Annotated in this window: 24 protein-coding genes; 6 read left to right on the forward strand and 18 right to left on the reverse strand. The window is 70.0% G+C overall.

Annotated features, from left to right (window positions below):
• The first annotated feature begins 55 nt into the window (after positions 1–55).
• On the forward strand, positions 56–1030 hold the full coding sequence (locus tag ACIA03_RS27120; protein WP_396988411.1) for a hypothetical protein: 975 nt from the start codon (positions 56–58) through the stop codon (positions 1028–1030).
• A 34-nt stretch (positions 1031–1064) separates the two neighbouring features.
• Here ACIA03_RS27120 and ACIA03_RS27125 read toward each other — a convergent pair whose 3' ends face one another.
• Entirely contained in the window at positions 1065–2369 is a 1305-nt protein-coding gene (locus ACIA03_RS27125; protein ID WP_396988413.1) for a class I SAM-dependent methyltransferase, read from the reverse strand.
• On the reverse strand, positions 2366–3742 hold the full coding sequence (locus tag ACIA03_RS27130) for an FAD-binding oxidoreductase (protein ID WP_396988415.1): 1377 nt from the start codon (positions 3740–3742) through the stop codon (positions 2366–2368). Before ACIA03_RS27130 ends, ACIA03_RS27125 begins: the two co-directional genes overlap by 4 nt.
• 122 nt (positions 3743–3864) lie before the next feature.
• On the opposite strand from ACIA03_RS27130, the gene ACIA03_RS27135 reads away from it, so the two are divergent.
• Positions 3865–4164 (forward strand): hypothetical protein, encoded by a 300-nt coding sequence (locus ACIA03_RS27135; RefSeq protein WP_396988417.1) that lies wholly within the window; start codon positions 3865–3867, stop codon positions 4162–4164.
• 11 nt (positions 4165–4175) lie between these two features.
• Here ACIA03_RS27135 and ACIA03_RS27140 read toward each other — a convergent pair whose 3' ends face one another.
• The gene (locus tag ACIA03_RS27140; RefSeq protein WP_396988419.1) at positions 4176–5039 is read right to left on the reverse strand and encodes an SGNH/GDSL hydrolase family protein; all 864 of its coding nucleotides are present in this window, start codon (positions 5037–5039) and stop codon (positions 4176–4178) included.
• Between the two features lie 163 nt (positions 5040–5202).
• Between ACIA03_RS27140 and ACIA03_RS27145 the strand changes: the two genes are divergently transcribed.
• Complete coding sequence (locus ACIA03_RS27145) at positions 5203–6444, forward strand: PucR family transcriptional regulator (RefSeq protein WP_396988421.1); 1242 nt, start codon at positions 5203–5205, stop codon at positions 6442–6444.
• Here ACIA03_RS27145 and ACIA03_RS27150 read toward each other — a convergent pair.
• From ACIA03_RS27150 to hrcA, 9 genes are all read right to left on the reverse strand, one after another.
• A complete protein-coding gene (locus tag ACIA03_RS27150) occupies positions 6439–6789 on the reverse strand; it encodes a cytidine deaminase (RefSeq protein ID WP_396988423.1) in 351 nt (116 codons plus the stop codon). The genes ACIA03_RS27145 and ACIA03_RS27150 overlap by 6 nt on opposite strands.
• On the reverse strand, positions 6782–8158 hold the full coding sequence (locus ACIA03_RS27155) for a hemolysin family protein (RefSeq protein WP_396988425.1): 1377 nt from the start codon (positions 8156–8158) through the stop codon (positions 6782–6784). The genes ACIA03_RS27150 and ACIA03_RS27155 overlap by 8 nt, the downstream gene beginning before the upstream one ends.
• A gap of 17 nt (positions 8159–8175) precedes the next feature.
• A complete protein-coding gene (gene ybeY / locus ACIA03_RS27160; protein WP_396988427.1) occupies positions 8176–8640 on the reverse strand; it encodes an rRNA maturation RNase YbeY in 465 nt (154 codons plus the stop codon).
• A gap of 76 nt (positions 8641–8716) precedes the next feature.
• Positions 8717–9670 (reverse strand): PhoH family protein, encoded by a 954-nt coding sequence (locus ACIA03_RS27165; RefSeq protein WP_396988458.1) that lies wholly within the window; start codon positions 9668–9670, stop codon positions 8717–8719.
• Positions 9671–9872: 202 nt separating this feature from the next.
• Entirely contained in the window at positions 9873–10925 is a 1053-nt protein-coding gene (locus ACIA03_RS27170; RefSeq protein WP_396988430.1) for a winged helix DNA-binding domain-containing protein, read from the reverse strand.
• Between the two features lie 15 nt (positions 10926–10940).
• Positions 10941–11402 carry a Gmad2 immunoglobulin-like domain-containing protein gene (locus tag ACIA03_RS27175; protein ID WP_396988432.1) on the reverse strand — a complete coding sequence of 154 codons (462 nt, stop codon included), beginning with the start codon at positions 11400–11402 and terminating at the stop codon, positions 10941–10943.
• 204 nt (positions 11403–11606) lie between these two features.
• A complete protein-coding gene (locus tag ACIA03_RS27180; RefSeq protein ID WP_396988434.1) occupies positions 11607–12350 on the reverse strand; it encodes a 16S rRNA (uracil(1498)-N(3))-methyltransferase in 744 nt (247 codons plus the stop codon).
• Positions 12351–12356: 6 nt separating this feature from the next.
• The gene (gene dnaJ / locus ACIA03_RS27185; protein ID WP_396988436.1) at positions 12357–13550 is read right to left on the reverse strand and encodes a molecular chaperone DnaJ; all 1194 of its coding nucleotides are present in this window, start codon (positions 13548–13550) and stop codon (positions 12357–12359) included.
• Positions 13551–13569: 19 nt separating this feature from the next.
• Positions 13570–14595, reverse strand: a complete 1026-nt coding sequence (hrcA, locus tag ACIA03_RS27190) for a heat-inducible transcriptional repressor HrcA (protein ID WP_396988438.1) — start codon at positions 14593–14595, stop codon at positions 13570–13572.
• A 196-nt stretch (positions 14596–14791) separates the two neighbouring features.
• Here hrcA and ACIA03_RS27195 point away from each other — a divergent pair, with 196 nt between their 5' ends.
• Together ACIA03_RS27195 and ACIA03_RS27200 are read left to right on the forward strand one after the other, a co-directional pair.
• Positions 14792–15064 (forward strand): hypothetical protein, encoded by a 273-nt coding sequence (locus ACIA03_RS27195; protein WP_396988440.1) that lies wholly within the window; start codon positions 14792–14794, stop codon positions 15062–15064.
• Positions 15065–15083: 19 nt separating this feature from the next.
• Complete coding sequence (locus tag ACIA03_RS27200) at positions 15084–15932, forward strand: DUF3097 domain-containing protein (protein ID WP_396988442.1); 849 nt, start codon at positions 15084–15086, stop codon at positions 15930–15932.
• 12 nt (positions 15933–15944) lie between these two features.
• Here the strand turns inward: ACIA03_RS27200 and ACIA03_RS27205 are convergent, their stop codons facing one another.
• From ACIA03_RS27205 to hemW, 3 genes are all read right to left on the reverse strand, one after another.
• Positions 15945–16427, reverse strand: a complete 483-nt coding sequence (locus tag ACIA03_RS27205) for a hypothetical protein (protein WP_396988444.1) — start codon at positions 16425–16427, stop codon at positions 15945–15947.
• A 57-nt stretch (positions 16428–16484) separates the two neighbouring features.
• Complete coding sequence (locus ACIA03_RS27210) at positions 16485–16679, reverse strand: PspC domain-containing protein (protein WP_396988446.1); 195 nt, start codon at positions 16677–16679, stop codon at positions 16485–16487.
• A gap of 89 nt (positions 16680–16768) precedes the next feature.
• Positions 16769–17980, reverse strand: a complete 1212-nt coding sequence (hemW, locus tag ACIA03_RS27215) for a radical SAM family heme chaperone HemW (protein WP_396988448.1) — start codon at positions 17978–17980, stop codon at positions 16769–16771.
• A 69-nt stretch (positions 17981–18049) separates the two neighbouring features.
• On the opposite strand from hemW, the gene ACIA03_RS27220 reads away from it, so the two are divergent.
• Complete coding sequence (locus ACIA03_RS27220) at positions 18050–18733, forward strand: GNAT family N-acetyltransferase (RefSeq protein WP_396988450.1); 684 nt, start codon at positions 18050–18052, stop codon at positions 18731–18733.
• Between the two features lie 141 nt (positions 18734–18874).
• On the opposite strand, the gene ACIA03_RS27225 is transcribed toward ACIA03_RS27220, so the two are convergent.
• The 3 genes from ACIA03_RS27225 to ACIA03_RS27235 form a co-directional block, all read right to left on the reverse strand.
• Positions 18875–22300 (reverse strand): error-prone DNA polymerase, encoded by a 3426-nt coding sequence (locus ACIA03_RS27225; protein ID WP_396988452.1) that lies wholly within the window; start codon positions 22298–22300, stop codon positions 18875–18877.
• A gap of 114 nt (positions 22301–22414) precedes the next feature.
• Positions 22415–23941 (reverse strand): DNA polymerase Y family protein, encoded by a 1527-nt coding sequence (locus ACIA03_RS27230; protein ID WP_396988454.1) that lies wholly within the window; start codon positions 23939–23941, stop codon positions 22415–22417.
• Positions 23938–24627, reverse strand: a complete 690-nt coding sequence (locus ACIA03_RS27235) for a hypothetical protein (protein ID WP_396988456.1) — start codon at positions 24625–24627, stop codon at positions 23938–23940. The genes ACIA03_RS27230 and ACIA03_RS27235 overlap by 4 nt, the downstream gene beginning before the upstream one ends.
• Positions 24628–24777 lie beyond the last annotated feature (150 nt).

Below are 24777 nucleotides of genomic sequence, written 5' to 3' on the forward strand. Positions count from 1 at the left end.
GCCCATTTTTGCTGGTCAGGCCAGTGTTGTCGGTGCTCGCGGGAATGCTGGAGGCATGACCACGAAGGGAAAGCGGCGGCGGCCTCGGCAGCCGCGGCGCCGGGGGCCGGCCTGGGAGCGGATCGGCCATGGCGTATACGTACCGGCCGGCCTCGACGGAGACGAGCGCTGGCGCGCCGGGCTCGCAGCATGGGCCGAGACGCTTCCGCCTTCGGCTACATTCACCGGGCTGACCGCGGCCCGGCTCCACGGTCTCTGGCTTCCGCCGCTCCCGGACGACGTCCCGACCTTCGTCGCGCTGTTCGAGTCGTCCCTACGCATCCGCCGGCCCGAGCTGCGCATCACTCGGCATCGACAGGCGCCGGCGGCGACCGAGATCGACGGTCTGCGGGTCGCGCCGGTGGCCGAGGCGATCCTGGCCTGCGCCCGGGACCTCGGCATGCTCGACCTGGTGGTGCTGATCGACGGCGCTCTCCATCTGGAGAAGTGCACCCTCACCGACCTCGAGGCCGTCGCCGCTACCGGACGGCCGGGCTCACCTCGGCTGCGCGAGGCATCACGCTCGTGCGATCAGCGCGCCGAGTCGGCCTGGGAATCGGTCCTGCGGATCCTGCACACCGCCTGCGGGATCGAGGTCGAGCCCCAGGTCGACATCCATGACGCTCGTGGAGTCTTCATCGGACGCGCCGACCTCGTGGTGACCGGGACCAGAACGCTGCAGGAGTACGACGGCGCCCAGCACCGCGAGCGTGGCCAGTACCGCCGCGACCGCACCCGAGATGCCGACCTCGCCAAGGCGGGATACGTACGCCACGGCTGGATGGCCAGCCAGGTCCGTCACGATGGCTGGCAGATCCTGCGGGCGGCGACGGACGCGCTCGGCCGAGAGCTCACCGTCGACGACGTCCGGCCGTGGTGGAGGCTCCTGGAGGCCTCACTCTTCTCGAAGCCCGGGACCGCCGCGTTGCGACGCATCTGGCGACTGCCGGATGAGCAAGTGGGCGAAAGTGGCCGTCAGATCGCCGCCTGACCTGCCACTTTCGCCCACTTGAACTTCATCCTGATCAGAAGGTGTGCCGCAGCGGGTAACCCGAGCGACCGTCGACCGTCTTGGTCGCGAGCACGTGGTGGAGCTGGATGTTGTTGCGCTCGAAGCCGATCCGGGAACCGGCCATGTAGATGCCCCAGACCTTCGCGGTGCCGAGACCGACCTCGTTGACGCAGGCTTCCCAGTTGTCGCGGAGGTTGTCGTTCCACGCCGTGAGCGTCTTGGCATAGTGGACCCGGATGTTCTCGTGGTGCTGCACCTCGAGATCGGTGTTCTCGATCGCGGAGACGATCGTGCCCGAGCCGATCAGCTCGCCGTCGGGGAAGACGTAGCGGTCGATGAAAGCCCCGGCGTTCGCCTTCGAGACGTTGTCGGGGCGGGTGATGCAGTGGTTGAGCAGCCGGCCACCGTCGCGCAGCTTGCCCTTGATGAAACCGAAGTAGGCCGGGTAGTTGGCCACGCCGATGTGCTCGGTGAGCCCGATGGAGCTGACCGCGTCGAAGTCCCCCTCGACCACGTCGCGGTAGTCGGAGAAGCGCACCTCGGCGACATCGTCGAGACGATCGGCCTTGATCGCCTTCTGGGCCCAGTTGGCCTGCTCGCGCGAGAGCGTGACACCGAGCGCCTTGACCCCGTAGTGCTGGGCGGCGTGGCGCACCATCCCGCCCCAGCCACAGCCGATGTCGAGCAGCCGCATCCCGGGCTCGAGGCCGAGCTTGCGGCAGATCAGGTCGTACTTGGCCGCCTGGGCCTCCTCGAGGGTGGCGTCCTCGGTCGGGTAGAGGGCACAGGTGTAGGTCATCGACGGACCGAGGACGTACTCGTAGAAGGTGTTGGAGACGTCGTAGTGGTGGTGGATCGCGTCGGCGTCGCGCTCGGGCGAGTGGCGCGTCCACGGCAGCGCGCCGATCGCGAGGCCGGAGAGGTGGCGTACGTTCTCGGCCCGCTGACGCCACGCGGGCAGGTGCTCCTGCGGCGGCGGCTTGGGCGGGACGAAGTTCTTCACCCCGAGGGCGCGCACCATCTCGATCGTCTCGCGCGGGCTGGGCCGCTTGAAGTCGGTCTTGTCCAGGATCAGGTCCAGGAGCGGGTAGGGATCGCCCGGATGGATGCCGTGGAGGGCCATGTCGCCGCTGACGTAGGCGCGGGCGAGGCCGAGGTCGCCCGGCGCGGTCAGCAGGAAGGCGAGCCCGCGCGGGTTGAGGATCTCCATCCCGTAGTCGGAGTCCTTGTCGCCGGCGACGCTGCCGTCGTATGCGGTGAGCTTGATAGGCAGCCCACCGTCGAAGAGTTCGTTGATGGTCTCTGCAATATGGTTCACAGTCTCTTCACCGCCTTGCTGTACAGATCGGTCAACCGGTTGCCGGGGTCATACCTCGCCTTCACGGCAGCGAGGTTGTCCCCGTCGTAGAGAGCGTTGAAGACATCCTTGTCATAGAACGCCTCGGAGTAGAGCGATTTATGCCCGCCGAGCTCGTGGACCTGTGTTTCGATCGCGCGGTTCTTGGGCGCGTTGACCGCGCTCGGGCCGACGTGGACCGTGCCCCAGAAACCGACGTTGACGTACGTCCGGCCCGCCTCGAGCGGGTAGGTCGGCCACTTCCCGCCCCCGCTCGTCCCCTGGGAGACCAGCGGGCACAGCCACACCGGCCGCATCCCGATCTCGGCGTCGAACCACTCCAGGAAGGCCGGCAGGTTCTCCACCGGGACCTCGATGTCCTGGATCACCCGCTCCCGCAGCAGCCGACCCGCGCGCGCGTCGAGCTTGTCGGCGATGCCGAACCTGCGGTCCAGGCCGACGAGCTTCATGTAGACGTCGGAGCGGCGCAGCCGGCGGGGCCAGACGCGGCGCAGGTACTTGTTCTGCGCGCCGAAGGCGCCCGAGCACCAGAACCAGTCGGTGTCCCAGCGCCACAGGTAGTCGTAGGTCGTCAGCACATCGGTGTCACGCTGCTGGATCGAGCGGTAGTAGATCTGCTGGCCGCCGTAGTCGCTGGGCGTCTGCCCGGCCTTCTCGGTCCAGGTCGCGAGGGTCAGGTAGTACTCCCCCGGCTCGAAGGCGACCCCGTCGAGCCCGTCGACCCGCTCCCCTTCGTACGTCTTGGTCTCGGTGATCTGCGCGATCGTCTTGGTGAGCAGGCCGAGGTCGTCGAAGCGTACGTGGCGCAGCGCGACGTATCCCGGCACCTTCTCCAGCTTGATCTTGAGCCGGGTGGCGTAGCCGAGCGAGCCGTAGGAGTTGGGGAAGGTGTCGAAGAGATCGTCCCCAGGCCTCGTCGTGACGACCTCGCCGGACCCGGTCAGGATGTCCATCTCGAGCACCGACTCGTGCGGCATCCCGTTGCGGAACGAGGTGGCCTCGATGCCCATCCCGGTCACCGCGCCACCGAGCGTGATCGTGCGCAGCTGCGGGACGACGTAGGGGATCATCCCGTAGGCCAGGGTGACGTCGACGAGGTCCTCGTAGGTGCACATCCCCTGTACGTCGGCAGTGCCCGCCGCGGCATCGACCTCGATCACGCCGCCCAGGCCGGAGACGTCGAGGCCCGGCGCGCTGGACGCGGCCCGGGCCCGGAAGAGGTTGGTGGTGCGCTTGGCGAGCCTGACGGGAGCGCCGTCAGGGATCTGTCGGTAGGAGGTCGTCAGTCGCTCGACGGCCTCGTTGTGTCGTTCCCAACCAGTCTCACCCGTCACTCGACGCACTTTACTCCCGCGTTGGGATCTCGGGTTTCGATTTCTTGGTTAGTTCGCTTACAGTCGCCAAGCGTCGACTGCTCCCGTCGGCTCCCCCATCTCGCGCACCCTGGAGGGTCCTCATGTCCAGTGCTGCTCATCGTGACGCTGTGTCGACGCTCGCCGAGAAGGCAACCCCCTACTTCACCGAGAACCAGGTCAAGTGGCGCAACAAGTCCGTGTCTCAGGCCCGGCTCGCCCTGGCGATCGACCAGATCGTCGTGCACATGCGTGAGAAGGGTGTCGACATGGCCACCATGAACGGCCTGACGGCCTACCGTGACGAGGACGGCATCCACGTCACGATCGAGCTCGGCACCCTCCCGCTCCTCGCCGAGTCCAGCGGGACCGGCGGAGCAGGCGGGCACCGAGCCGCTCGCTAGGACCTACCGACCTACTGGCCGATCGCCGAGGCGATGACGGCTCCGGCGGCGTCCATGCCGCTCTGGTTCGGGTGGTACGGCGCCGCGACGCTGGTCGGGACGAGACCCTCGACCCACTTGCTCGCGTAGGGCGCGCAGACGCCGTGGCCGGCGCTCGGCGTCGCGATGTCGATGTAGGTCGCGCCGCTCTCCGCTGCGGCCTGCCGGATCATCGCGTTGGTCCGGTCGAAGATCGACTGCAGCCACTCGGCGTCGACGGCCCAGATCGGGTCGGTCGGATAGCAGCCGGTCTCGTCCCAGTAACGCAGGTAGCCGACGAGGTGGACCGTGGCCCCGGGCGCCTTGGCGTGGATCCGTCCCACCGCGTCGACGATCTTCGGCCGGACCGCGGCCAGCTGGGAGTCGGTGGTGTCGCCGCCCGCCGTCATCCACGACTTGCAGGAGACCCCGAGCGGCTCGGGCAGCGGCTGGGTGCAGCCCAGCACGGTGCCGCCCATGTTGATGTCGTTGGCGCCGATGGCGAGCGTGACGATGTCGGTGTCGGAGGTGACCGCGTCGAGCTGCGGGGCGATATAACCGAATCGCTTCCCCGTCAGGTCGGCGGTCGTCGCCCCCGAGCAGGTGACGTCGGTCAGCTGCGCGCCGAGTGCCCGGGCGGCGATCGCCGGCCAGTTCGAGCCGGAGCGCAGACAGTCCACGCTGTTCTGGGTCCCCACCAGCGGGCCCGCGGCCGAGGAGTCACCGAGGGCCACCATCTTCAGCGAGCCGGCGGCCGAGGCCGGCTCCGCGCCTTCCGGTCCTGGTCCGATGACCAGCATGACCATCGCCGCACCGGCTCCCAGCAGGGCCGCACCACGCCGTACGTACCGTCTCATCTCTTCCTCCCAGATCGTCGCCACGGCCGATGAGCCGTCTCCACGATGCTCGGGCACGGGGCCGGCGCTCGGGTGTGGGAGCGGAGCCAGAGTTTCGCGACGACGACTGTGACAGGTCACAACGTTGGGGCCGGCGGCCGCTGGCGTCTGCCACGATTGGCGTGTGACAGGTCCCAGCAGCTGGCTCATCGGCGGGCACGAGGTCACGCAGATCCTGTCGACCCGGATCCCCGACCTCACCGACGAGGTCCTCCATGTCCTCACCGCAGAGCTGCCCGTCTACGCCCGCCTGCCCGCGGACCTGCTCCACGGGGACGTACGCAAAGTGGTCGCGCGTGCGATCCGGCTCTTCGTGACGACCCTCGACACCGACGGGCGGCCCGACGACGCGGCGCTGGCGGACCTCGCCGAGTCGGCCGCACGTCGCGCCGAGGAGGGGGTCCCGTTCGAGATGGTGGTCGCCGCCTATCACCGAGGAGCACGGGTGTGCGCGGACACGGCGCTCGCCGGTGCAGAGCCTGAGGACGTCGACACGGTTCGCGCCGTCCTCCGCACCACGATGAGCTTCCTCGAGCACACCGCGGTCGCGGTGGCGAGCGGCTATGCCCAGCACAGCAGGACGGCGCTGGCCGAGCAGGCGGCCTCACGAACGCTCCTGGTCAACACCCTGGTGGAGGGTGGCGACATCCACGAGGCGGCCGGCCGCGCCGGGGTGCCGCTGCCGGTGTCCTACCTGGTCGCCACGCTGGCGGCCGGGGCCCACCCCGACGAGTCCGACCCGGGCACCGACCCGCTCGTGGCCGCGCGCTGGAAGCTGCGCCGCATCCACGAGGAGCTGAGCAGGCACTACCGGGAGACGGTGCTCTGGATCCCGGCGACCGACGGTGGTCAGGCGCTGATCCCGCTCACGACGGCCGCCGACGAGAGCTCCTCGGCAGGCATCGCGCGACTGGAGCGGATCCTGGCCGACGTACGCCGGGCCGCCGGGGCGGAGATCCACGTCGGTGTCACCGTCGCGGCACCGTCCGGGGTGCCGGAGGCGGCACGTCTCTCGCGCGAGGTGCTCGAGGTGGCGCTGCTGATGGGCAGGCCGCCCGGTCTCTACCGTCTGGCCGACGTGGTGCTCGAACACCAGCTGTCACGAGCCGGCGCCGGCCGGGACCTGCTCGAGACGATGCTCGATCCCCTCGACGACCACGAGGGCCTCGGCGAGACCTTGCAGGTCTTCCTCGCGAGCGGGCTCAACCGCCGCCGGACCGCCTCGACGCTGCACGTCCATCCCAACACCGTCGACAACCGGATCCGGCGGGTGAGCGAGCTGACCGGGCTCGACGCGACGCGTGCCGAGGACCTGCCGCTGCTGCACGCGGCCCTCACCGCGCGCCGCACCGCCTCGGGCCTATGAGCGCACCGAGGCGACCAGCGTGCCGCGCGGGTCGCCGACAAGGACCGGGACGTCCTCGCCGGCGAACTCCTTGACGGCCGCCAGGTCGTCTGCGGACGACACCTCGGAGTCACCGAGCACGACCACCGCCTCCAGACCCTTCGATCCCGACGCAACCGCCATGGCCACGCAGACACCGATCGCGGAGATCTGGAGCGAGGGCAGGTCCACGGTGGCGGCCGCGTAGGTGCGGCCGTCGAGGTCGCGTACGGCTGCTCCTTCGGCCGCGCCCGTGCGGGCACGGGTCGCGCGGGCCAGGGTCACCAGCTTGCGGTCTTCCGCCGACAGCTCACTCTGCTCAGGCATGGGCCTCTTTCGTCCTGTCCGTCTTCACGCGGTCCGGCTTGATTCGCTCCGCCTTCACCCGGTCCGCCTTCTCGCTCTGCTCGTCATCGTCGGCTTCGGTCTCGGCCGGGACGACGGCGCTGATGCGTACGGTACCGATCCTGTTCCGCCGGCCGGCAGCCTCCTCGGCCTCGAAGCGGAGCCCGTGGGCCTCGACCTCGGAGCCGGGGATCGGCACGAGGCCGAGATGCTTGGCCATCAGACCGCGTACGGAGTCCACGTCGTCCTCCTCGACGGGGAAGCCGATGAGCTCCTCGAGGTCGCTGACCAGGAAGCGGGAAGGCACCCGCCAGGAGCCGTCGCCGAGGTGGAGCGGCTCGCGGTCCTCGACGTCGTACTCGTCGGTGATCTCGCCGACGATCTCCTCGAGGATGTCCTCGATGGTGATCAGGCCGGCGGTGCCGCCGTATTCGTCGACGACGACCGCGATGTGCTGCCGGTGCTGCTGCATCTCGGCCAGCAGCTCGTCGACCGGCTTGGAGTCGGGCACCCAGGTCGGCTTGCGCATCAGCGACTCGACCCGCTGGGTGGTCTCCACCTCCGGCGCCTCGAAGTCGCGGGCGACGACGTCCTTGAGGTAGACCATGCCGATGATGTCGTCGAGGCTCTCGTCGATCACCGGCATCCGGGAGTAGCCCGAGCGCAGGAACATGGACAGCGCCTGACGCAGCGTCTTGCGGCGCTCGAGGAAGACGATGTCACCGCGAGGCACCATCACCTCGCGGGCGCGGGTGTCGCCGAGCTCGAAGACCGAGTGGATCATCCGGCGCTCGTCGGCCTCGATCAGGTCGGAGGCCTCGGCGATGTCGACCAGCTCGCGCAGCTCGGTCTCCGTCGAGAACGGGCCCTTGCGGAAGCCCTTGCCGGGAGTGAGCGCGTTGCCGAGCATGATCAGCAGGCTCGGCAACGGGCCGAGGACCGCGGTGATCACGCGGATCGGGCCGGCGACCGCCAGGGCGATGCCCTCGTGGTGCTGGCGCCCCAGCGTGCGCGGGCCGACGCCGATGACGACGAAGGAGACCACGGTCATCGTCGCGGTCGTGGTGAGCACGGTCGGCCACCAGCGCCCCTGGTAGAGGTCGTACGCCCACAGCGCGACCAGCACCGTCGCGCCGATCTCGCACAGCATCCTGAGCAGCAGCACCGTGTTGACGTAGCGGGCGGGGTCGCCGACCACCGCCACCAGGCGCTTGGCGCCGGCCCGGCCCTCGGAGACGAGCTCGGCGGCCCGGGCGCGGGAGAAGGCACTGAGCGCCGCGTCGGCGGCGGAGAAGATGCCGGCGATCAGGACCAGAACTGCGGCTGCGATCAGCAGCCTCGCATCGTCCATCGTTGTTGGTCGAGCTCCTACTCGGGTGGTGTCGCCGACGAGCCCCAGGCCTTGAGCAGCTTGGCCTGCAGCCCGAACATCTCGGCGTGCTCATCAGGGTCCACGTGGTCGTAGCCGAGCAGGTGGAGGATGCCGTGGGTGGTCAGCAGCTCGATCTCGGCCACGGTGCCGTGACCAGCTGCCTCGCCCTGCTTGGCCGCGATCGTCGGGGCGATGATGATATCGCCCAGGTCGCCCTCCTCCGGCTCCTCGTCGAGGCGGCCGGGGAGGAGCTCGTCACCGGGGAAGGAGAGCACATCGGTCGGTCCCTCGGTGTCGAAGTAGCGCTCGTTGAGCTCGGTGATCGTCGCCTCGTCGCCGAACTTGATCCGCAGGTCGGCCTGCGGGTGCACGCGCAGCTGCTCGAGCAGGAAGCGAGCGAGCTTGGCGACGTGCTCGACGTCGATCTCCTGCTCGGACTCGTTGATGATCTCCGTGCTCACGCCGCCGCCTCCGTAGCGCAAGCGCAATCATACGGACGCGGCGGCCTGAGGCTTGTGGTCGCTCGCTGGCGCTCGCTCATGCCCGGCTCTCCCCTGCGGCCCGCTCGCGCTGAGTCTGGCTCTGCACGTCGTGCGCCTCGTAGGCGGCGACGATCTTGGCTACCAGTCGGTGGCGTACGACGTCGTGGCTGGTCAGATTGTTGAAGCTGATGTCCTTGACGTCGTCGAGGATGCCCTCCACGACCCGGAGCCCGGACATCTGCCCGTTGGGGAGGTCGGTCTGGGTCACGTCGCCGGTGACCACGATCTTCGAGCCGAAGCCGAGGCGGGTCAGGAACATCTTCATCTGCTCGGGCGTGGTGTTCTGCGCCTCGTCGAGGATGATGAAGGAGTCGTTGAGGCTACGCCCACGGAGGAACGCGAGCGGGGCGACCTCGATGGTCCCAGACGCCATCAGCTTGGGGATCAGCTCCGGGTCCATCATGTCGTGCAGCGCGTCGTAGAGGGGGCGCAGGTAGGGGTCGATCTTCTCGGTCAGGGTGCCGGGCAGGAAGCCGAGCTTCTCGCCGGCCTCGACCGCCGGGCGGCTCAGGATGATCCGGGTGACCTGCTTGGTCTGCAGCGCCTGGACCGCCTTGGCGACCGCCAGGTAGGTCTTGCCGGTGCCGGCCGGGCCGATCCCGAAGGTGATCGTGTGCTTGTCGATCGCGTCGACGTAGCGCTTCTGGTTGAGCGTCTTGGGACGGATGCTCCGGCCGCGGTTGGAGAGGATGTTGAGGCTCAGTACGTCGGCCGGCTTCTCGGTCGTGTCGGCCTGGAGCATGCCGATCACGCGCTCGACGGTCTCGCCGCTGACGCCCTGGCCGGTGCGGATGATCTGGACCAGCTCCTCCAGGACCCGCTCGATCATCGCGATCTCGCTGGGGGCGCCGTGGAGGGTGATCCGGTTGCCGCGCACGTGCACGTCGGCGTCGAAGTGGGCCTCGATGATCCCGAGGTGCTCATCGGCCGGGCCGAGGACGGTCACCATGTCGACGCTGTTCGGCACGACCACGGTGTGTTTGGTCGAAGCGGAGCCCGAGACGATGTGCTGAGCCGTAGCGGTCTCGATCGGATGCGGACTTGGTTCTCGGTCGGTCATGGATGCCCGGGCGGGCCCTTTCTCGTCGTGGCGCTGGTGATGTCCATGGTACGCGGGCGCGCCGTCCCGCTCCTACTGGATAGTTCCGGGCTCAGCTCACGAGCAGCGATTCGACCCGGGAGGTCTCCTCGGCGAGCTCGTCGTGCTCGTCCGGGGTGAGGTCGCGGAGCAGCTTGACGACCTCGACCTTGCCGTCGACAGGCTTCCAGAGGCCGATGAGGTGGCCACCGGCGATGATCACCGAGCCGCCGCCCCCGATGCCCCACTCCTTCCGGGTGCCCTTGGCGGTGATCCGTTCCCGGTTGGCGTGCGAGAGCCAGACGTTGTCGAACTTCCCCAGCAGCCGCACCGGCGCGTGCTCCTCGCCGGTGGCGAGCGGTGCGTCCGCGACGTCGTAGAGGGTCTTGCCGGCCTCGTCGCGATAGGTCACCAGCCCCTCGATCTGCTTGATCACCGGGCCCAGCCGGGTCAACGACGACCAGGTGGTGATGTCGGCGGCGGTCGCCGGCCCGAAGGCGAGCAGGTAGCGGCGTACGATCTGCGGCGCCAGCGTCGGGACGACATCGTCCACGGCCACCGGGGGCACGCCCGTCCAGCGCGGCAGCAGGTCGTAGACGAGCCCGCCGGAGCCCTTCCACAGGCCTCGCGGCGGCAGCTGGACCAGCGGAAGCTCGTTGCGCGCCCGCAGGCCCAGGGCCTTGGCCGGGATGCCGGGGAAGTGCTCGACCAGACCTGCCTCGAGAGCGGCGTTGGGCAGGGCCCCGAGAGCGAGTACGTCCTCGACGGCCGCCGCGAACCCCACCAGCTGCGCCGCCGGGCGGACGATCTCGATCCGCTGGGTGTAGAAGTCGTGGACCGGCTGGGTCCAGGCTCTGATCAGCGCGGCGTCGGCGGCGGTGTGCATGTGGATCGTGGAGCGCAGCGAGGAGAGCCGGACCAGCGCGCTCGACTCCAGCTGGGCGCTGAGCGCGTAGGGGTCGAAGGCCTCGAGCCGGGCGGCCAGCGCCATGAACGGCGGCAGCTGGTCCTGCGCCTGCAGACCGACCAGGTGCTCGATCATCTCGGCCGGGGTGAGCGACGCCCGCGACAGCAGATGCTGGCGGAGCAGGAGGGTCCGGTTGAGCTGCCGTTCGGTGAGGATCACGGTAGCGATGATGTCCTACTCGACGGTGATGTGGGCGCCGACCTCCTCAGCAGGCCTCCCCTCCCCGTCGGAGGTGTCGTCGGTGCGGGCGATGAAGACGTACGTCCCGGGCTCGAGGTCGGAGACGTCGACCGTCGTCGTCCACGGGTAGAGCTTGTCCATCCAGCCCTCGGCCGTTGCGTGACCCTCGAGCACCGTCTCGCCGGTGGTGTCGCGGACCTCCCACGGAACGTTCGCCTCGGGAGAGTTGGCCTTGCCGGAGGCCTCGAAGCCGCCCGACACCGTCGCTCCCTCGGCCGGGGCCGCCAGGATGATCAGCTCGGAGGTGCGTGGCAGCGTCGACGGCTGCTCGGAAGGCTGGGCCGAGGTCTTCGGGTCCTCGGCGACGGCATCCTCGTCGCCACACCCGGCGGCCAGCACGCCACAGAGCGCGAGAGCGATGATGGCGCCCGCCGGGCGCGTACGTGTGCTCCTCATGTCCCCATACTCACCCGCGACCCCCGACAGAGAAACCCCCCACGCCGAGACGTCAGTTTCTGACCGCGAGAGGTCAGAAACTGACGGCGAGAAGTCGACCCCTGACGACGAGAAGTCAAGTTTCCGGGTCAACACTCGTCGCCGAGAAGTGACTCCTCGACGTCACAAACTGACCTCTCGGCGTCAGATTTCGACTTCTCGGGGTTAGTCCCAGCGACGGGTGCGGGCCAGCATGGCGGCGCAGGCGGCGACGCCGGCCGTCGAGGTGCGCAGGACCTCGCCACCGAGGCGGATGGTGGTGGCACCGGCCTTCTCGAAGAGGGCGATCTCGTCCTCGGTCAGACCGCCCTCGGGGCCGACCACGACGAGGATCGTGCCCTCGTCGATGACGGGGACGGCGCCGAGCGGGAGGGTGCCCTCCTCGTGGAGCACGACGGCGACGTCGGCCGCATCGATCATCGCCATGACGGCGTCGGTGGTGGCCAGCGGCTCGACCTCGGGGTGCCACAGCCGGCGAGACTGCTTCGCGGCCTCACGGGCGGTGGCCCGCCAGCGGGCGAGCGACTTGACCGCGCGCTCCCCCTTCCAGACAGCGACCGAGCGGGCCGCCGCCCACGGGACGATCCTGGCGGCGCCGATCTCGGTGAGCATCTCGACCGCCAGCTCGCCGCGGTCGCCCTTGGGCAGCGCCTGGACCACCGTCAGCGACGGCTCGGGCGGCGCATCGCCGAGGATGATCTCGTCGACGCGTACGGTCATCGACTTCTTGGTGGTCTGCGTGATCGTGCCGGTGACGCCCTCACCGGCGCCGTCGGTGAGCACGACCTCCTCGCCGACCCGGAGGCGGCGTACGACGACCGCGTGGTGGCCCTCGTCACCGCTCACCTCGATGGCGTCGCCGACACGGGTGCCGACGAGCGACTCGACGAGGTGAACGGGAAGGGTCATCGTGGATCAGTGCCCGTTGAGGGTGTCCTTGAACCAGGAGAAGACGCCGCCCTTGTGGGCCGCCTTGAGCTGGCCCTGGACGGACTCCTCACCCCGCATCTCGGCGAGCTGGCGCAGCAGCGCCTCCTGCTCGAGGTCGAGCTTGGTGGGGGTCTCCACGTTGATGGTGACGATCAGGTCACCGCGACCGCCACGCAGCCCGGGGACACCGCGGCCACGCAGGACGTGGTCGGTGCCGGACTGGGTGCCGGGCTTGAGGTCGATCTGGATCGAGGCGTCCTCGGGGTCGATCTGGTCGGCGCCGTCGCCGACGAGGTCGGCCTCCAGCGTCGGCAGGTTGAGCGTGGTGCCGAGCGCGGCCGCGGTCATCGGCACCTTCGCGGTGCAGTGCAGGTCGTTGCCGCGGCGGGTGAAGGTGGGGTGCTTGGCGACGTGGATCTCGACGTAGAGGTCGCCCGCAGGGCCGCCGCCGGGACCGATCTCGCCCTGCTCGGCGAGCTGCACCCGGGTGCCGTCGTCGACGCCCGGCGGGATCTTCACGGTCAGGGTGCGGTGGGAGCGCACCCGGCCCTCGCCGCCGCAGTCGCGGCAGGGGTCGGGGATGACGGTGCCGAAGCCGTTGCAGGCCGAGCACGGGCGCAGCGTGCGGATCTCGCCCAGGAAGGAGCGCTGCACGACCGCGACCTCACCCTGTCCGTGGCAGGTCTCGCAGGGGATCGGGTGGGAGCCTTCCGCGGCCCCCTCGCCGCCACAGGTGTCACACACGACCGCGGTGTCGACCTTGAGGTCGCGGGTGACGCCGAAGGCGGCCTCGGCCAGGTCGATGTCGAGCCGGATGAGGGCGTCCTGGCCGCGGCGTACGCGAGGACGGGGGCCACGCCCGGCGCCGCCTGTGCCCGCACCGGCGCCGCCGAAGAAGGCGTCCATGATGTCGGTGAACGAGAAGCCCGCACCCTGCGCGCCGAAGCCGCCCCCGAACGGGTCACCGCCGCGGTCGTAGGCAGCCCGCTTCTGCGGGTCGCTCAGCACCTCGTACGCGTGGGAGATCTCCTTGAACTTCTCCTGCGACTCGGCGTCGGGGTTGACGTCAGGGTGGTACTGGCGCGCCAGCTTCCGGTACGCCTTCTTGATGGTTGCGTCGTCGGCGTCCTTGTCGACACCGAGGAGCTCATAGGGGTCCAACGTCGGTCTTCCTGCCATCGGAGTTCGTCGTTCTCTCTTACGCCTCGTCGAGGATCCGGGAGAGGTAACGCGCCACCGCGCGCACCGCAGCCATGGATCCGGGGTAGTCCATCCGGGTCGGCCCGACCACGCCCAGCGTGGCCAGCGCCTCGTCACCAGGTCCGTAGCCGGTCGCCACCACGCTGGTCTGCGACAGCTCCTGGTAGGGGCCCTCGGCACCGATCCGCACCGTGACCAGTCCGCCCGCGGTCGCCTCACCCATCAGCTTGAGCAGGACGACGTGCTCCTCGAGGGCCTCCAGGAGCGGGCGTACGGCGGTGTCGAAGCTGTCTCCGAAACGGGCCAGGTTGCTGGTCCCGCCGATGGAGATCCGCTCGTCGGAACGGTGGTCGCTCATCGCCTCGATCAGGGCCTCGGCGACGCTGCTGGCGAGGTCGTCCTTCGAGGCGTCGGCCTCGGGTTGGGCGATCGCGCGAAGCGCCTGGCAGGCCTCACCGATGATGACGCCGTCCACGGCGGCGTTGACCTGTGTACGCAGCCCGGCCAGGGTCTCCTCGGAGACCTCCTGGGTCACCTCGAGCAGCCGCTGCTCGACGCGACCGGTGCTGAGGATGAGCACGAGGAGGAGCCTGGTCGGGGCCAGGGCGACCAGCTCGACGTGGCGGACGGTCGAGCGGCTCAGGGTCGGGTATTGCACCACCGCGACCTGGCGGGTCAGCTGGGAGAGCAGGCGGGTCGAACGGCTGACGACGTCGTCGAGGTCGACCGCGCCGTCGAGGAAACCGGCGATCGCCCGCTTCTCCGCCGCCGTCATCGGCTTGACCGTGGTCAGCCGGTCGACGAAGAGCCGGTAGCCCTTGTCGGTGGGCACCCGTCCGGCGCTGGTGTGGGGGGCGGTGATGTAGCCCTCCTCCTCCAGCGCGGCCATGTCGTTGCGTACCGTCGCCGGCGAGACGCCCAGGCCGTGACGCTCCACGAGGGCCTTGGAGCCGACCGGCTCCTCGGTCTTCACGTAGTCCTCGACGATCGCCCGGAGGACGGAGAGCCTGCGTTCGTTCTGCATGTGCGCTCCTATCGTCCTGGCTGCCTGGCACTCATTCCGTGCGAGTGCCAATCCTACCGGTTTGCGTCACAGGAACCAGTTTCCGGTGGCCGCTTCCTTCTGTGGAACGGGTTACTTCTCTCGCCATCGAGACAGCCTTAGGTTAGGCTGACCTTAGAGTCATTGTCTCTCTGCTCCCGCCCCACTGGAGATTCCCATGATCGCCGACGATCTGCTGGTCCGCATCGCGACCCACGCCAACGACGAGCACCAGGCCGACCTATGCCGCTCGCTCTCCGCAAGGCTCGGGCTCCGGCCGCGTCACATCGTGGGCGTACGCCTCTCCCACCTCACCGCGGAGAGCGTCGACGTCTCCTGGATCACCCTCGACGGCGGCCACCACGTGACCTTCCGGTTCCCGGAGACCGCGGCCACCCCCGACGAGGTTCTCGAGCAGCTCGGGCGCGTGCTCACCGGTTCTCGCTGCTGACTCCATTAACGTTCTCCGGATGAGCGATCGCTACGGCTCCGACGTCCTGGCCGGCGACTGGAAGAAGCCCAAGCACGGGCGTGCCGTCGAGACTCCCGCCGAGCTGGGCGCGGTGGTCGAGGAGGTCGAGACCGACTTCGTCGGCGAGATCGTGCGGATCGACCGCGACCTGCACACGCTGACCTTGGAGGACCGGAAGGGCAAGCGGCGTACGTTCCCGCTCGGGCCGGGCTTCTGGCTCGAGGGCAAGCCGGTCATCCTCACTCCCCCGGTGACCCGCGCGGCGCCGGCGAAGCCCACCCGCACCGCCTCCGGCTCGGTGGCCGTCTCCGACGTCAAGGCGCGGGTGGCGCGCGAGTCGCGGATCTTCGTCGAGGGGCGTCACGACGCCGAGCTGGTCGAGAAGATCTGGGGTGACGACCTGCGGATCGAGGGGGTCGTCGTCGAATACCTGGGCGGGGTCGATGACCTCGCCGACCACCTGGTCGACTTCCGTCCCAGCCGCGAGCGGCGGGTCGGGGTGCTCGTCGACCACCTGGTCAAGGGCTCGAAGGAGGCCCGGATCGCGGAGTCGATCCGGCGCTCGGCGGTCGGCCAGCACGTGCTGATCGTCGGTCACCCGTTCATCGACGTGTGGCAGGCGGTCAAGCCGGCCCGGGTCGGGCTGGAGGCCTGGCCGAACGTGCCGCGCTCGATCGAGTGGAAGAAGGGCATCTGCCAGCACCTGGGCTGGCCCCACCGTGACCAGGCCGACATCGCCCGGGCGTGGAAGACGATCCTGGGACGGGTCAACTCGTTCGGCGACCTCGAACCGGCCCTGCTCGGGCGGGTCGAGGAGCTGATCGATTTCGTCACCGAGCCGGCCTGAGGCCTCGCCCGCTCACTCGAGCGCGACACTCTCCCGGCAGGCGTCGATGAACCTGTCGACGGCGTCCTGGGACGCGTCGATCCGCTTCAGGAAGTCGGGGTGCGGCTCCTGGGGCTTGATCGCCAGGGCCGCTTCGATCGCGTCGTCGGCGAGGGCGATGAGCGCCGGGTCCGGGATGAGGAGCCGCACCTTCATCCTGGCGCCCTGCGCGATCGCGCGGACCTCGTAGGAGCGACGGCGCGCGTGCTCGCGATCCTCACGGTCGGCGGCGAAGGCGTGATACCGGTCCATCCGGCTGGTCCTCAGCTCGAGGAGTGCGCTCGCATAGGAGGCGCACGCATCGACCCGCTCCTGGCGCAGCTGCTCGGTTCGGGCGAGGAGCTGCTGTTGGCGGGCGGTGCTTCGCTGGATGACGTACGTCGCCCCGGAGCCCAGGAGCGTCCCGAGGATCGCGATCAGGCTCGCTGCAATGACCTGCATGGTGCGCAACGACACCACACTTGACCCACCTCGGCCTAGTCGGTTTCTCACCGAGGCGGGACGACGCGAGGATCAGTAGGACGACTTCTTCGGCATGATGATCCACAGCACGATGTAGATGATGAACTGCGGTCCGGGAAGCAGGCAGGAGATGACGAAGGCCAGCCGGATCAGGTTCGAGTTGATGCCGAAACGCTGGCCGAGACCGCCGCAGACGCCGGCGATCCATTTGTCGTTGCTGGGACGGGAAAGAGTTGTGGTTGCCATGACTCCACTCTCCCCCGTCGGGCGCTCTTTACCAATCAGGATCACCCCTGATCCTTCGGTCAGGACGAAGATCCCGGACTCAGGGCTCCTCAGGGGAGCAGGTCCCGGACCACCGCGTCGGCGAGGAGCCTGCCGGTATCGGTGAGGACGATCGTGTCGCCGTCGACGGTGACCAGGCCGCGGCGTACCTGCTCGGGGAGGGCGGCGCGGCCCTCGTCGTCGAGGGTGTCGGTGTGGAGGCCGTCCTTGAGCCTCAGCTCGAGGAGGACCCGCTCGACCCGACGGTCCTCCGCGGCGAGGATCTCGCGCGCGTGGGCGGGGCTCTGGTGGGCGTTGATGCGGTCGGCGTACGCCTTGGGGTGCTTGACGTTCCACCACCGGGTGCCGCCGACGTGGCTGTGGGCGCCGGGGCCGACACCCCACCAGTCGCCGCCCTGCCAGTAGAGCATGTTGTGGCGGCAGCGCTGGGTGTCGTCGGTGGCCCAGTTGGAGACCTCGTACCAGGTCAGACCGTGTTTCTGCAGGGTGGCGTCGGCGAGCTCGTACTTGTCGGCGAGATCGTCCTCGTCGGGCATCTCGAGCTCGCCCCTCCTGACCCTTCGGGCCAGGGCGGTGCCGTCCTCGACGATGAGGGAGTAGGCCGAGATGTGGTCGGGGTTGCTGGCCAGGGCGGTGTCGAGGCTGGTGCGCCAGTCGTCGATCGACTCGCCCGGGGTGCCGTAGATGAGGTCGAGGGAGACCTGCTCGAAGCCGGCTCTTCTGGCCCATTCGACGACCAGCGGGACGCGCTCGGGATCATGGGTGCGGTCGAGGGTGTGCAGCACGTGCGGGACCGCCGACTGCATGCCGAAGCTGAGCCGGGTGAAGCCGCCCTCGCGCAGCGTGCGCAGGTAGTCCAGGTCGACGGAGTCGGGGTTGGCCTCGGTCGTCACCTCGACGTCGCCGGCGAGACCGAACTCTTCCTTGATCGCGGTCAGGATCCCGGTGAGGTCTTGGGCCGGGAGCAGGGTCGGGGTGCCACCGCCGAAGAAGACCGTGTCGACCGGCTTGTCACTCTCGGTCAGCACCCGGCGGGCCAGCCTGACCTCCTCGATGGCCTGGTCGGCGTACGTCTGCCGGCTCACGCCTTCGCCGAGCTCGATCGCCGTGTAGGTGTTGAAGTCGCAGTAGCCGCACCGGACCGTGCAGAACGGGACGTGGACGTAGAAGCCCAGGCCCTTCTCCCCCAGCGTGCTCAGCGAGTCGGCCGGAAGCGACCCGTCGGTGGGAGCGGGATCGCCGGGAGGCAGAGCGGAAGGCACCCGTCCATTATCGGATCCACCTGTCGAAAAGGGTTAACCGTGCCTGGAGCGGGGTGCGAAGATTTCGGCGTGCTCGACGATGTTCTCGACAACCCGGTCTGGCACTCGCTGACCGATGCGCACGCCTCGCTCGCCGAAGGCACGGGACTCGGGCGTCGCTACCGGCCCGACGTCTCGCCGTTCGCCGCGGTCTCCGACCCGCGGGATCCGCAGGCGTGGCGGGATCTGGCCGCGACCGTCGGCCCCGGTGGCACGGCGCTGATCACCGGGGCGGCGGGTGTCTGCGGGGACGGGTGGTCGGTCGTCGGGGGCGGGGAAGGGGTCCAGCTCGTCGAGACCTCGCGGGTCGCGGCCGCGCCCGATCCCGAGGCGGTCGTGCTCGGCGTCGCCGACGTGCCGGAGATGCTCGACCTGGTCGCTCGCACCGAGCCCGGGCCGTTCGAGAAGTCGACCTACACGATGGGTACGTATCTGGGGCTGCGCGACGAGGGCCGGCTCGTCGCGATGGCCGGCCAGCGGATGCACCCGGGCGGATGGATCGAGATCAGCGCCGTCTGCACCGCCCCCGAGGCCCGCGGCCGCGGCCTGGCCAGTCGCCTCGTCCGCGCCGTCACCGCCGACGTCCACGCCCGCGGCTCCCGTGCCCTGATGCATGCCTCGGTCGCCAACACCGGCGCCATCTCGGTCTACCTCGGGCTCGGGTTCGAGGAGCGGCGGCGTACGACCTTCGAACTCTTCCGCGCTCCCGCCTGACCCTGGCGAAACTGCAGTTCTGTCGCGCGAAACCTGTAGTTCTGGCGGTCGAGTCTGCGGTTGTGGGCGACGAGTCTCTACTTTCGTCGCCCACTTCTACAGAGTCGGCCCGCCATTTCTGCGGACTCGGCGGTTGGGGCCTCAGTGGAAGTCGCGGGAGCGGTGGCGGGCGGCGATGGCCTTGGCGGCCTCGGGGTGGATCTCCTCGAGCGGGGCGAGCCGGTCGGCGACGAGGTTGGTCACGCCGTCGTTGCGCTCGAGGATGCCGCGGATGAGCATCACCGAGGTGGAGACGGCGATCTTGCGGTGCTTCCTCCACAGGCCGGCGGAGCAGACGACGTTGAGCATGCCGGTCTCGTCCTCGAGGTTGATGAAGGTGACGCCGCCCGCGGTCCCGGGGCGCTGACGGTGGGTGACCAGGCCGGCGACGGTGATGCGCCGGCCGGGCTCCGCGGTGGGGAGGTCGCTGATCTTCGGGAGCCCCGCTGCGGTCAGGCCGGCCCGGAGGTGGGCAAAGGGGTGGCTGCCGGGAGTCACCCCGGTCGCCCAGAGGTCGGCGAGGGTCTCCTCGACCGGGTCGAGGCCGGGCAGCGCGGGCGTCTCGGCGGTGAACCGTACCCCTTCGAGCTGGTCCTCGGTCTCGGTCCAGCCCGCCTGCCACAGCGCCTGGCGACGGCTCGATGTGAACACCTCCAAACATCCAGCGGTGGCCAACGCCTCGAGCTGGGCCCGTTCCAGACCGGCACGTCTCGACAGATCCAGGGAGTCCTTGAACGGCGCCTCGGACCGGGCCTTCACGATCCGCTCGGCGACGTCCTTGCCGATGCCGCGTACGGAATCCAGGCCCAGCCGCACCGCGAAGTTGGCGTCGCGGCGGTGCTCCGGGGTGGGGTCGGGGGTGCCCGGCACCCACTCGGTCCGGGTCCCGTCCAGCCGGCAGTCGTCCTTCCCCGTCGGTGACACGTCGTCGTCGAGCGGCTCCAGGTCGGCGGCGGCCTGGCTGCGGACGAGGTCGGGACGGCGTACCTCCACTCCGTGGCGGCGGGCGTCCTGGGTCAGCGACTGCGGTGAGTAGAAGCCCATCGGCTGGGCGCGGAGCAGGCCGGCCAGGAACGCGGCCGGGTAGTGGAGCTTGAACCACGACGAGGCGTAGACGAGCTTGGCGAAGCTGAGCGCGTGGGACTCGGCGAAACCGAAGTTCGCGAAGGAGAGGATCTGGGTGTAGACCGCCTTGGCGGTCTGCTCGGTCATCCCCTTGGCGCGCATGCCCCGGTAGAGCTTTTCCTTGAGCGAGTCGATGCGCTCGACGCCGCGCTTGGAGCCCATCGCCCGGCGCAGCAGGTCGGCGTCGTCGTGCGAGAAGTCGCCGAGCACCCGGCCCATCTCCATGAGCTGCTCCTGGAACAGCGGCACCCCGCGGGTCCGCTTCAGCACCGGGATCAGCAGCTCGTGGGAGTAGCTGACGGGTTCGCGCCCGGTGGCCCGGCGTACGTAGGGATGGACCGCTCCACCCTGCACCGGGCCGGGCCGGATGAGCGCGATCTCGATGGCCAGGTCGTAGAAGCAGCGTGGCTGCAGGCGCGGCAGGGTGCCGATCTGCGCGCGCGACTCGACCTGGAAGACCCCGATCGAGTCGGCCCGGCAGAGCATGTCGTAGACCGCCGGCTCCTCCTTGGGGATGGTCGCCAGGGTCCAGCCCTCCCCCAGGTGCTCCGCAGCCAGATGCATCATGTGGTCGAGGGCCGCCAGCATCCCGAGCCCGAGCAGGTCGAACTTCACCAGGCCCATGTATTCGGCGGCGTCCTTGTCCCACTGGATCACGGTGCGCTTCTCCATCCGCGCCCGCTCGATCGGCACCACCTCCCCGATCGGCTCCTCGGTCAGCACCATCCCGCCGGAGTGGATGCCGAGATGGCGCGGGGCTCCATGGATCTCGGCGGCCAGCGCCAGGACGGGCGCGGGGATGCCCACGTCGTCGGGCGCCTCGACGCGTGAGTAGCCGACGTGCTTCGACCAGGCGTCCTGCTGCCCGGGGCTGTGGCCGAGCGCCTTGGCGGCGTCCCGGACCGCCATCTTCGGCCGGTAGCCGACGATGTTGGCGACCTGCGCGGCATTACGGCGGCCGTAGGTGTCGTAGACCCACTGGATCACCTTCTCGCGCTTGTCGGAGTCGAAGTCGACGTCGATGTCGGGCTCCTCCTCACGATGCACGGAGATGAACCGCTCGAACGGAAGCTCGTAGAAGACCGGGTCGATCGCGGTGATCCCGAGCGCGTAGCAGACCGCGGAGGCGGCCGCCGATCCTCGCCCCTGGCAGAGAATCCCCTCCCCACGAGCGAACTCGACGATGTCGTGCACGATCACGAAGTAGCCCGGGAAGTCCTTGCTCTCGATGACGTCGAGCTCGTGCTCCACGCGCTGACGGGCCTTCTCGACGAACTCCGGGTCGGTGGCGTACGCCTGCGCATAGCGTTCCTCGAAGCCCTCCTCGATCAGGTGTCGCAGCCGGCTCGCGGCGGTCTCGCCCTCGGGGATCCCGCGCTTGGGCAGCTTCGGGGTGGCCTTGCGCAGGTCGAAGGCGCACTCCTCGGCGATCTCGACGCTGCGTGCCACCGCGCCCGGGTAGCGCCGGAAGAGCTGTTCCATCTCCTCCCCCGACCTGACGTACGCCACCGGCCCGGCCGGGAGCCAGCCGGCGATGTCGCTCAGGGTGCGGCGCGCGCGGACCGCCGCGAGCGCGTCGGCCACCCGGTGCCGGTCGGGCGTGGCGTAGTGGACGTTGTTGGTGGCGACCGTCGGGAGACCGGCCTCGCGGGCGATGCCGGCGAGCAGGTCGTTGTCGTAGGAGTCGGTCGGGTGGCCGCGGTCGGTCAGCTCGACGACGACGTTGTCCTTGCCGAACCGATCGACGAGACCCCGCAGCGCCCGGGCCGCGGCGATCGGGCCGGTGGTCGTGAGAGCCTGGCGCACCTCGCCTTTGCGACACCCGGTCAGGATCAGCCAGTTGCCGGCCCGAGCCCGGTCGGCGAGCTCGTCGAGGTCGTAGGCGGGCCGGCCCTTCTCGTCGCCGCGCAACTGCGCCTCGGTGATCGCGCCGGCCAGCTGCCGGTAGCCCGCGACTCCCCGGGCCAGCACCAGGAGATGGCTGCCCTCGGGGTCGGCGATCCCGTTCTGCGGCTTGGTCAGGCCCAGAGACAGCTCGGCGCCGTAGACGGTCAGCAACCGGTCGCTCTCGCCGACTGGACCCAGCGTCGTAGCCGCCTCGGCGAAGGCCGGGGCACCGTAGAACCCGTCGTGGTCGGTGATCGCGATCCCGCGCAGCCCCTGCCGGATCGCCTCGGCGACCAGTGCCGAGGGTGAGCTCGCTCCATCGAGGAAGGAGAAGTCGGAGTGGGCGTGGAGCTCGGCGTACGGCACCACCGGGCCCTCCGGCCCGCGCACCTCCTCCTCGGTCAGCCGCTTCTTGCGCCGGGAGATCGGGGCGTCACCGTAGGGGTCGCTCGGCGGACGGCCCGAGAGCCGCCGCTCCAGCTCCTTCCACGGGATCTCGGGGTTGTTCCAGCCCATCAGGCACCTCGGACCTCCATCAAGGTATGCAGCCGAAGGCTCACATCCCCGGCGGAGTTCCGCGAGGGATGTGTTTGTTCACCTGCATACCTTGATGAAGGAGCACACAGCCGCTCAGTCATAGGACGCCTCCGTGAGCCAGTGATCGGTGTCGAAGGTGGCCAGCCAGGCGCGGCCGTCGACCCCGACGAGCTGGAAGCGGGCGACCCGCCGCCCGCCCCCGGGCTCCCACCATGCCTCGGTGACCGGCCACGGACCGGCCCAGGAGGCGACCCGCTGCCAGGGCTGGCCCGCCGAGGGCCGGTAGCGGACGGGGTCACCGGAGACTCCACCGCGCGGGAGCACCACCACCTGCCGTCCGGCCTGGTCGCAGACCTCCGCCGGCCACGGATCGGCGAGCACCCGGGCCGGGGCCGGCGGCGGGATCGAGCCCGGCCACGGCAGCGCGCGGTCGCGGAGAGTGGTGGGGCGGTCGCCCCAGGGGACGTACGCCTGCCGGTCGCGCGGGCTCCGGCCGCCCTGCAGCACCGGGGCGACGACGGCCTCGTGGCCGAGCAGCCCCTGCACCCGGGCGATGCCGCGGTCGACGCGCTCGTCCGTGCCGCCCCAGAGGCCGTCGGCGTGGACCGCCTCGGGGACGGCGACCTCGGGGACGAAGCGGACCCGGGTCACCGCTCCTCCGCGTCCGCCCGAGACCGCGCCGACCAGCTGCCAGTGCAGCCGGTCGATGAGATCGACGGCAGAGAACCAGCGCGGGTGCGCCCAGGTGCGGCAGGAGTCCACGACGTCCTCCATCGCGACCTCGATCCGCACCTCGGTGCAGACCTCCTGACGCGTCGCCAAGCCCTTCACGAACCCCTCCGCCGCCTGTCGTGCCGAGAAGCAGACGGCCTCGGCGGAGTCGAGCGGCGGCTCGAAGGCGACCTCGGTGGTGAGCTCGGGCGGTGGCGTACGCCCGGTCACCGGCCGCGCACCCTCACCGTGGATCACCCGGCGGACCCAGGCGGCCTGCGCCCCGAAGCGCGCCTTGACGTCGGCGCCGGGCAGGTCGGCGAGGCCGCCGAGCGTGGTCAGGCCGAGACGTTGCAGCAGGCTGACCGCGTTGGCGTCCTCGAGGACGTGGACCGGCAGGGCGCGCAGGAACGCGGTCGAGCCGCCGTCGGCCGGGACGGCGTACGTCTCCTGCAGCCCGGCGCTCCGCGCGGCCTGCTCGGCGGTGAAGAGCTCGTCGGCGATGCCGATCCGTACGTCCCAGATCCCCAGCCCGACCACGCACTCGGCGATCGCCGCGCCGGCCTCGGCCTCGCCGCCGTAGAAGCGTGCCGGCGAGCGCAGCGCGACCAGCCCGGGGCGCAGCGGCATGACGCCGGGGCGCAGCTCCTCCAGGCGCGCCAGCACCTCCTCGAACACCCGCGCGTCGCGGGCGTCGTCGGCGGCGAGCACCTGCACCTCGGGGCAGCGCGACTGCGCGTCGCGGCGCCGCATCCCGCGCTTGATCCCGAACTCTCGCGCCGCCTGGTTGGAGGCCTGGACCCGGTTCTGCGCGAACACGGCCGCCGGCAGGTGCCGCGGCAGCCCCTGCTCACCCAGCGCCGCGGCGACCGGCCAGTCGGCGCACCAGACCACCATCGTGCGGCTCATGCGGACTCCTGTTTCCGCAGGTCAGCGAGGTCCGCGACGGGCTCCAGGACGCGCCGCAGACCGCCGTCCTCGGCCGGGAACCAGAGCGCCGTACGCCGCGGCGGAGCCGTCCCGCGCACCGCCTCGACCACCATCCGTCTCGCCCGGAGATGGCCGTCGCCGTTGCCCAGACCGACCCAGCGCGGCTCGGTCGCCCGGAGACGTACGTCTGCTCTCGGCCACTCCCCCAGCGCGACCAGCGCGGCGCCGCGGGTGCGCAGCCGGGCGCCGATCTTCTCGGCGACGCTCGGGGTCACCCGACCGGTCGGCCGGACCAGCACCAGCGTGGTCACATCGACCAGCGCCGCGGTCGCCTCCAGCCAGGAGTCCTGGGGTCGCGGCACCAGGATGGTCCGCTCCAGGTCGACCCCCGCCTCGGCCGCCGCCTCGGCGCCGAAGTCCTCGATCCCGACGACCGCGGTCCACTCCCCCGCCCCCGACGGTCCCGCGAGCAGCAGCATCGCCAGCGACAGCGAGTCGGCCGCGTACGTCCCACCTGCCCGCAGCTGCACCACCCCACCCAGCGCCTCGTGCGTCGCCAGCTCCGCCCCCATGCCCGGCTTCTGCTCCAGCCGCCGCACCTTGGACCGAAGCTGCTCGATCTGAGCCAGCTTCTGGTGTCGTTCGATCCCCGCTACCACTCCCACTCAATGAGTATCGAACATTTGTTCGAACAGAGCAAGGTCGCCGAGGCGTCACTCCTGTGATGTCTCAGGACTCCGGTGACAGTTCTGCGTCAGGACATCGGTGACGGTTGATGTGTCAGGACTTGGGTGACGGTTCGGGGGTTGTGGGGC

It is taken from the genome of Nocardioides sp. NPDC051685 (assembly GCF_044453405.1).
Taxonomy (GTDB): domain Bacteria; phylum Actinomycetota; class Actinomycetes; order Propionibacteriales; family Nocardioidaceae; genus Nocardioides.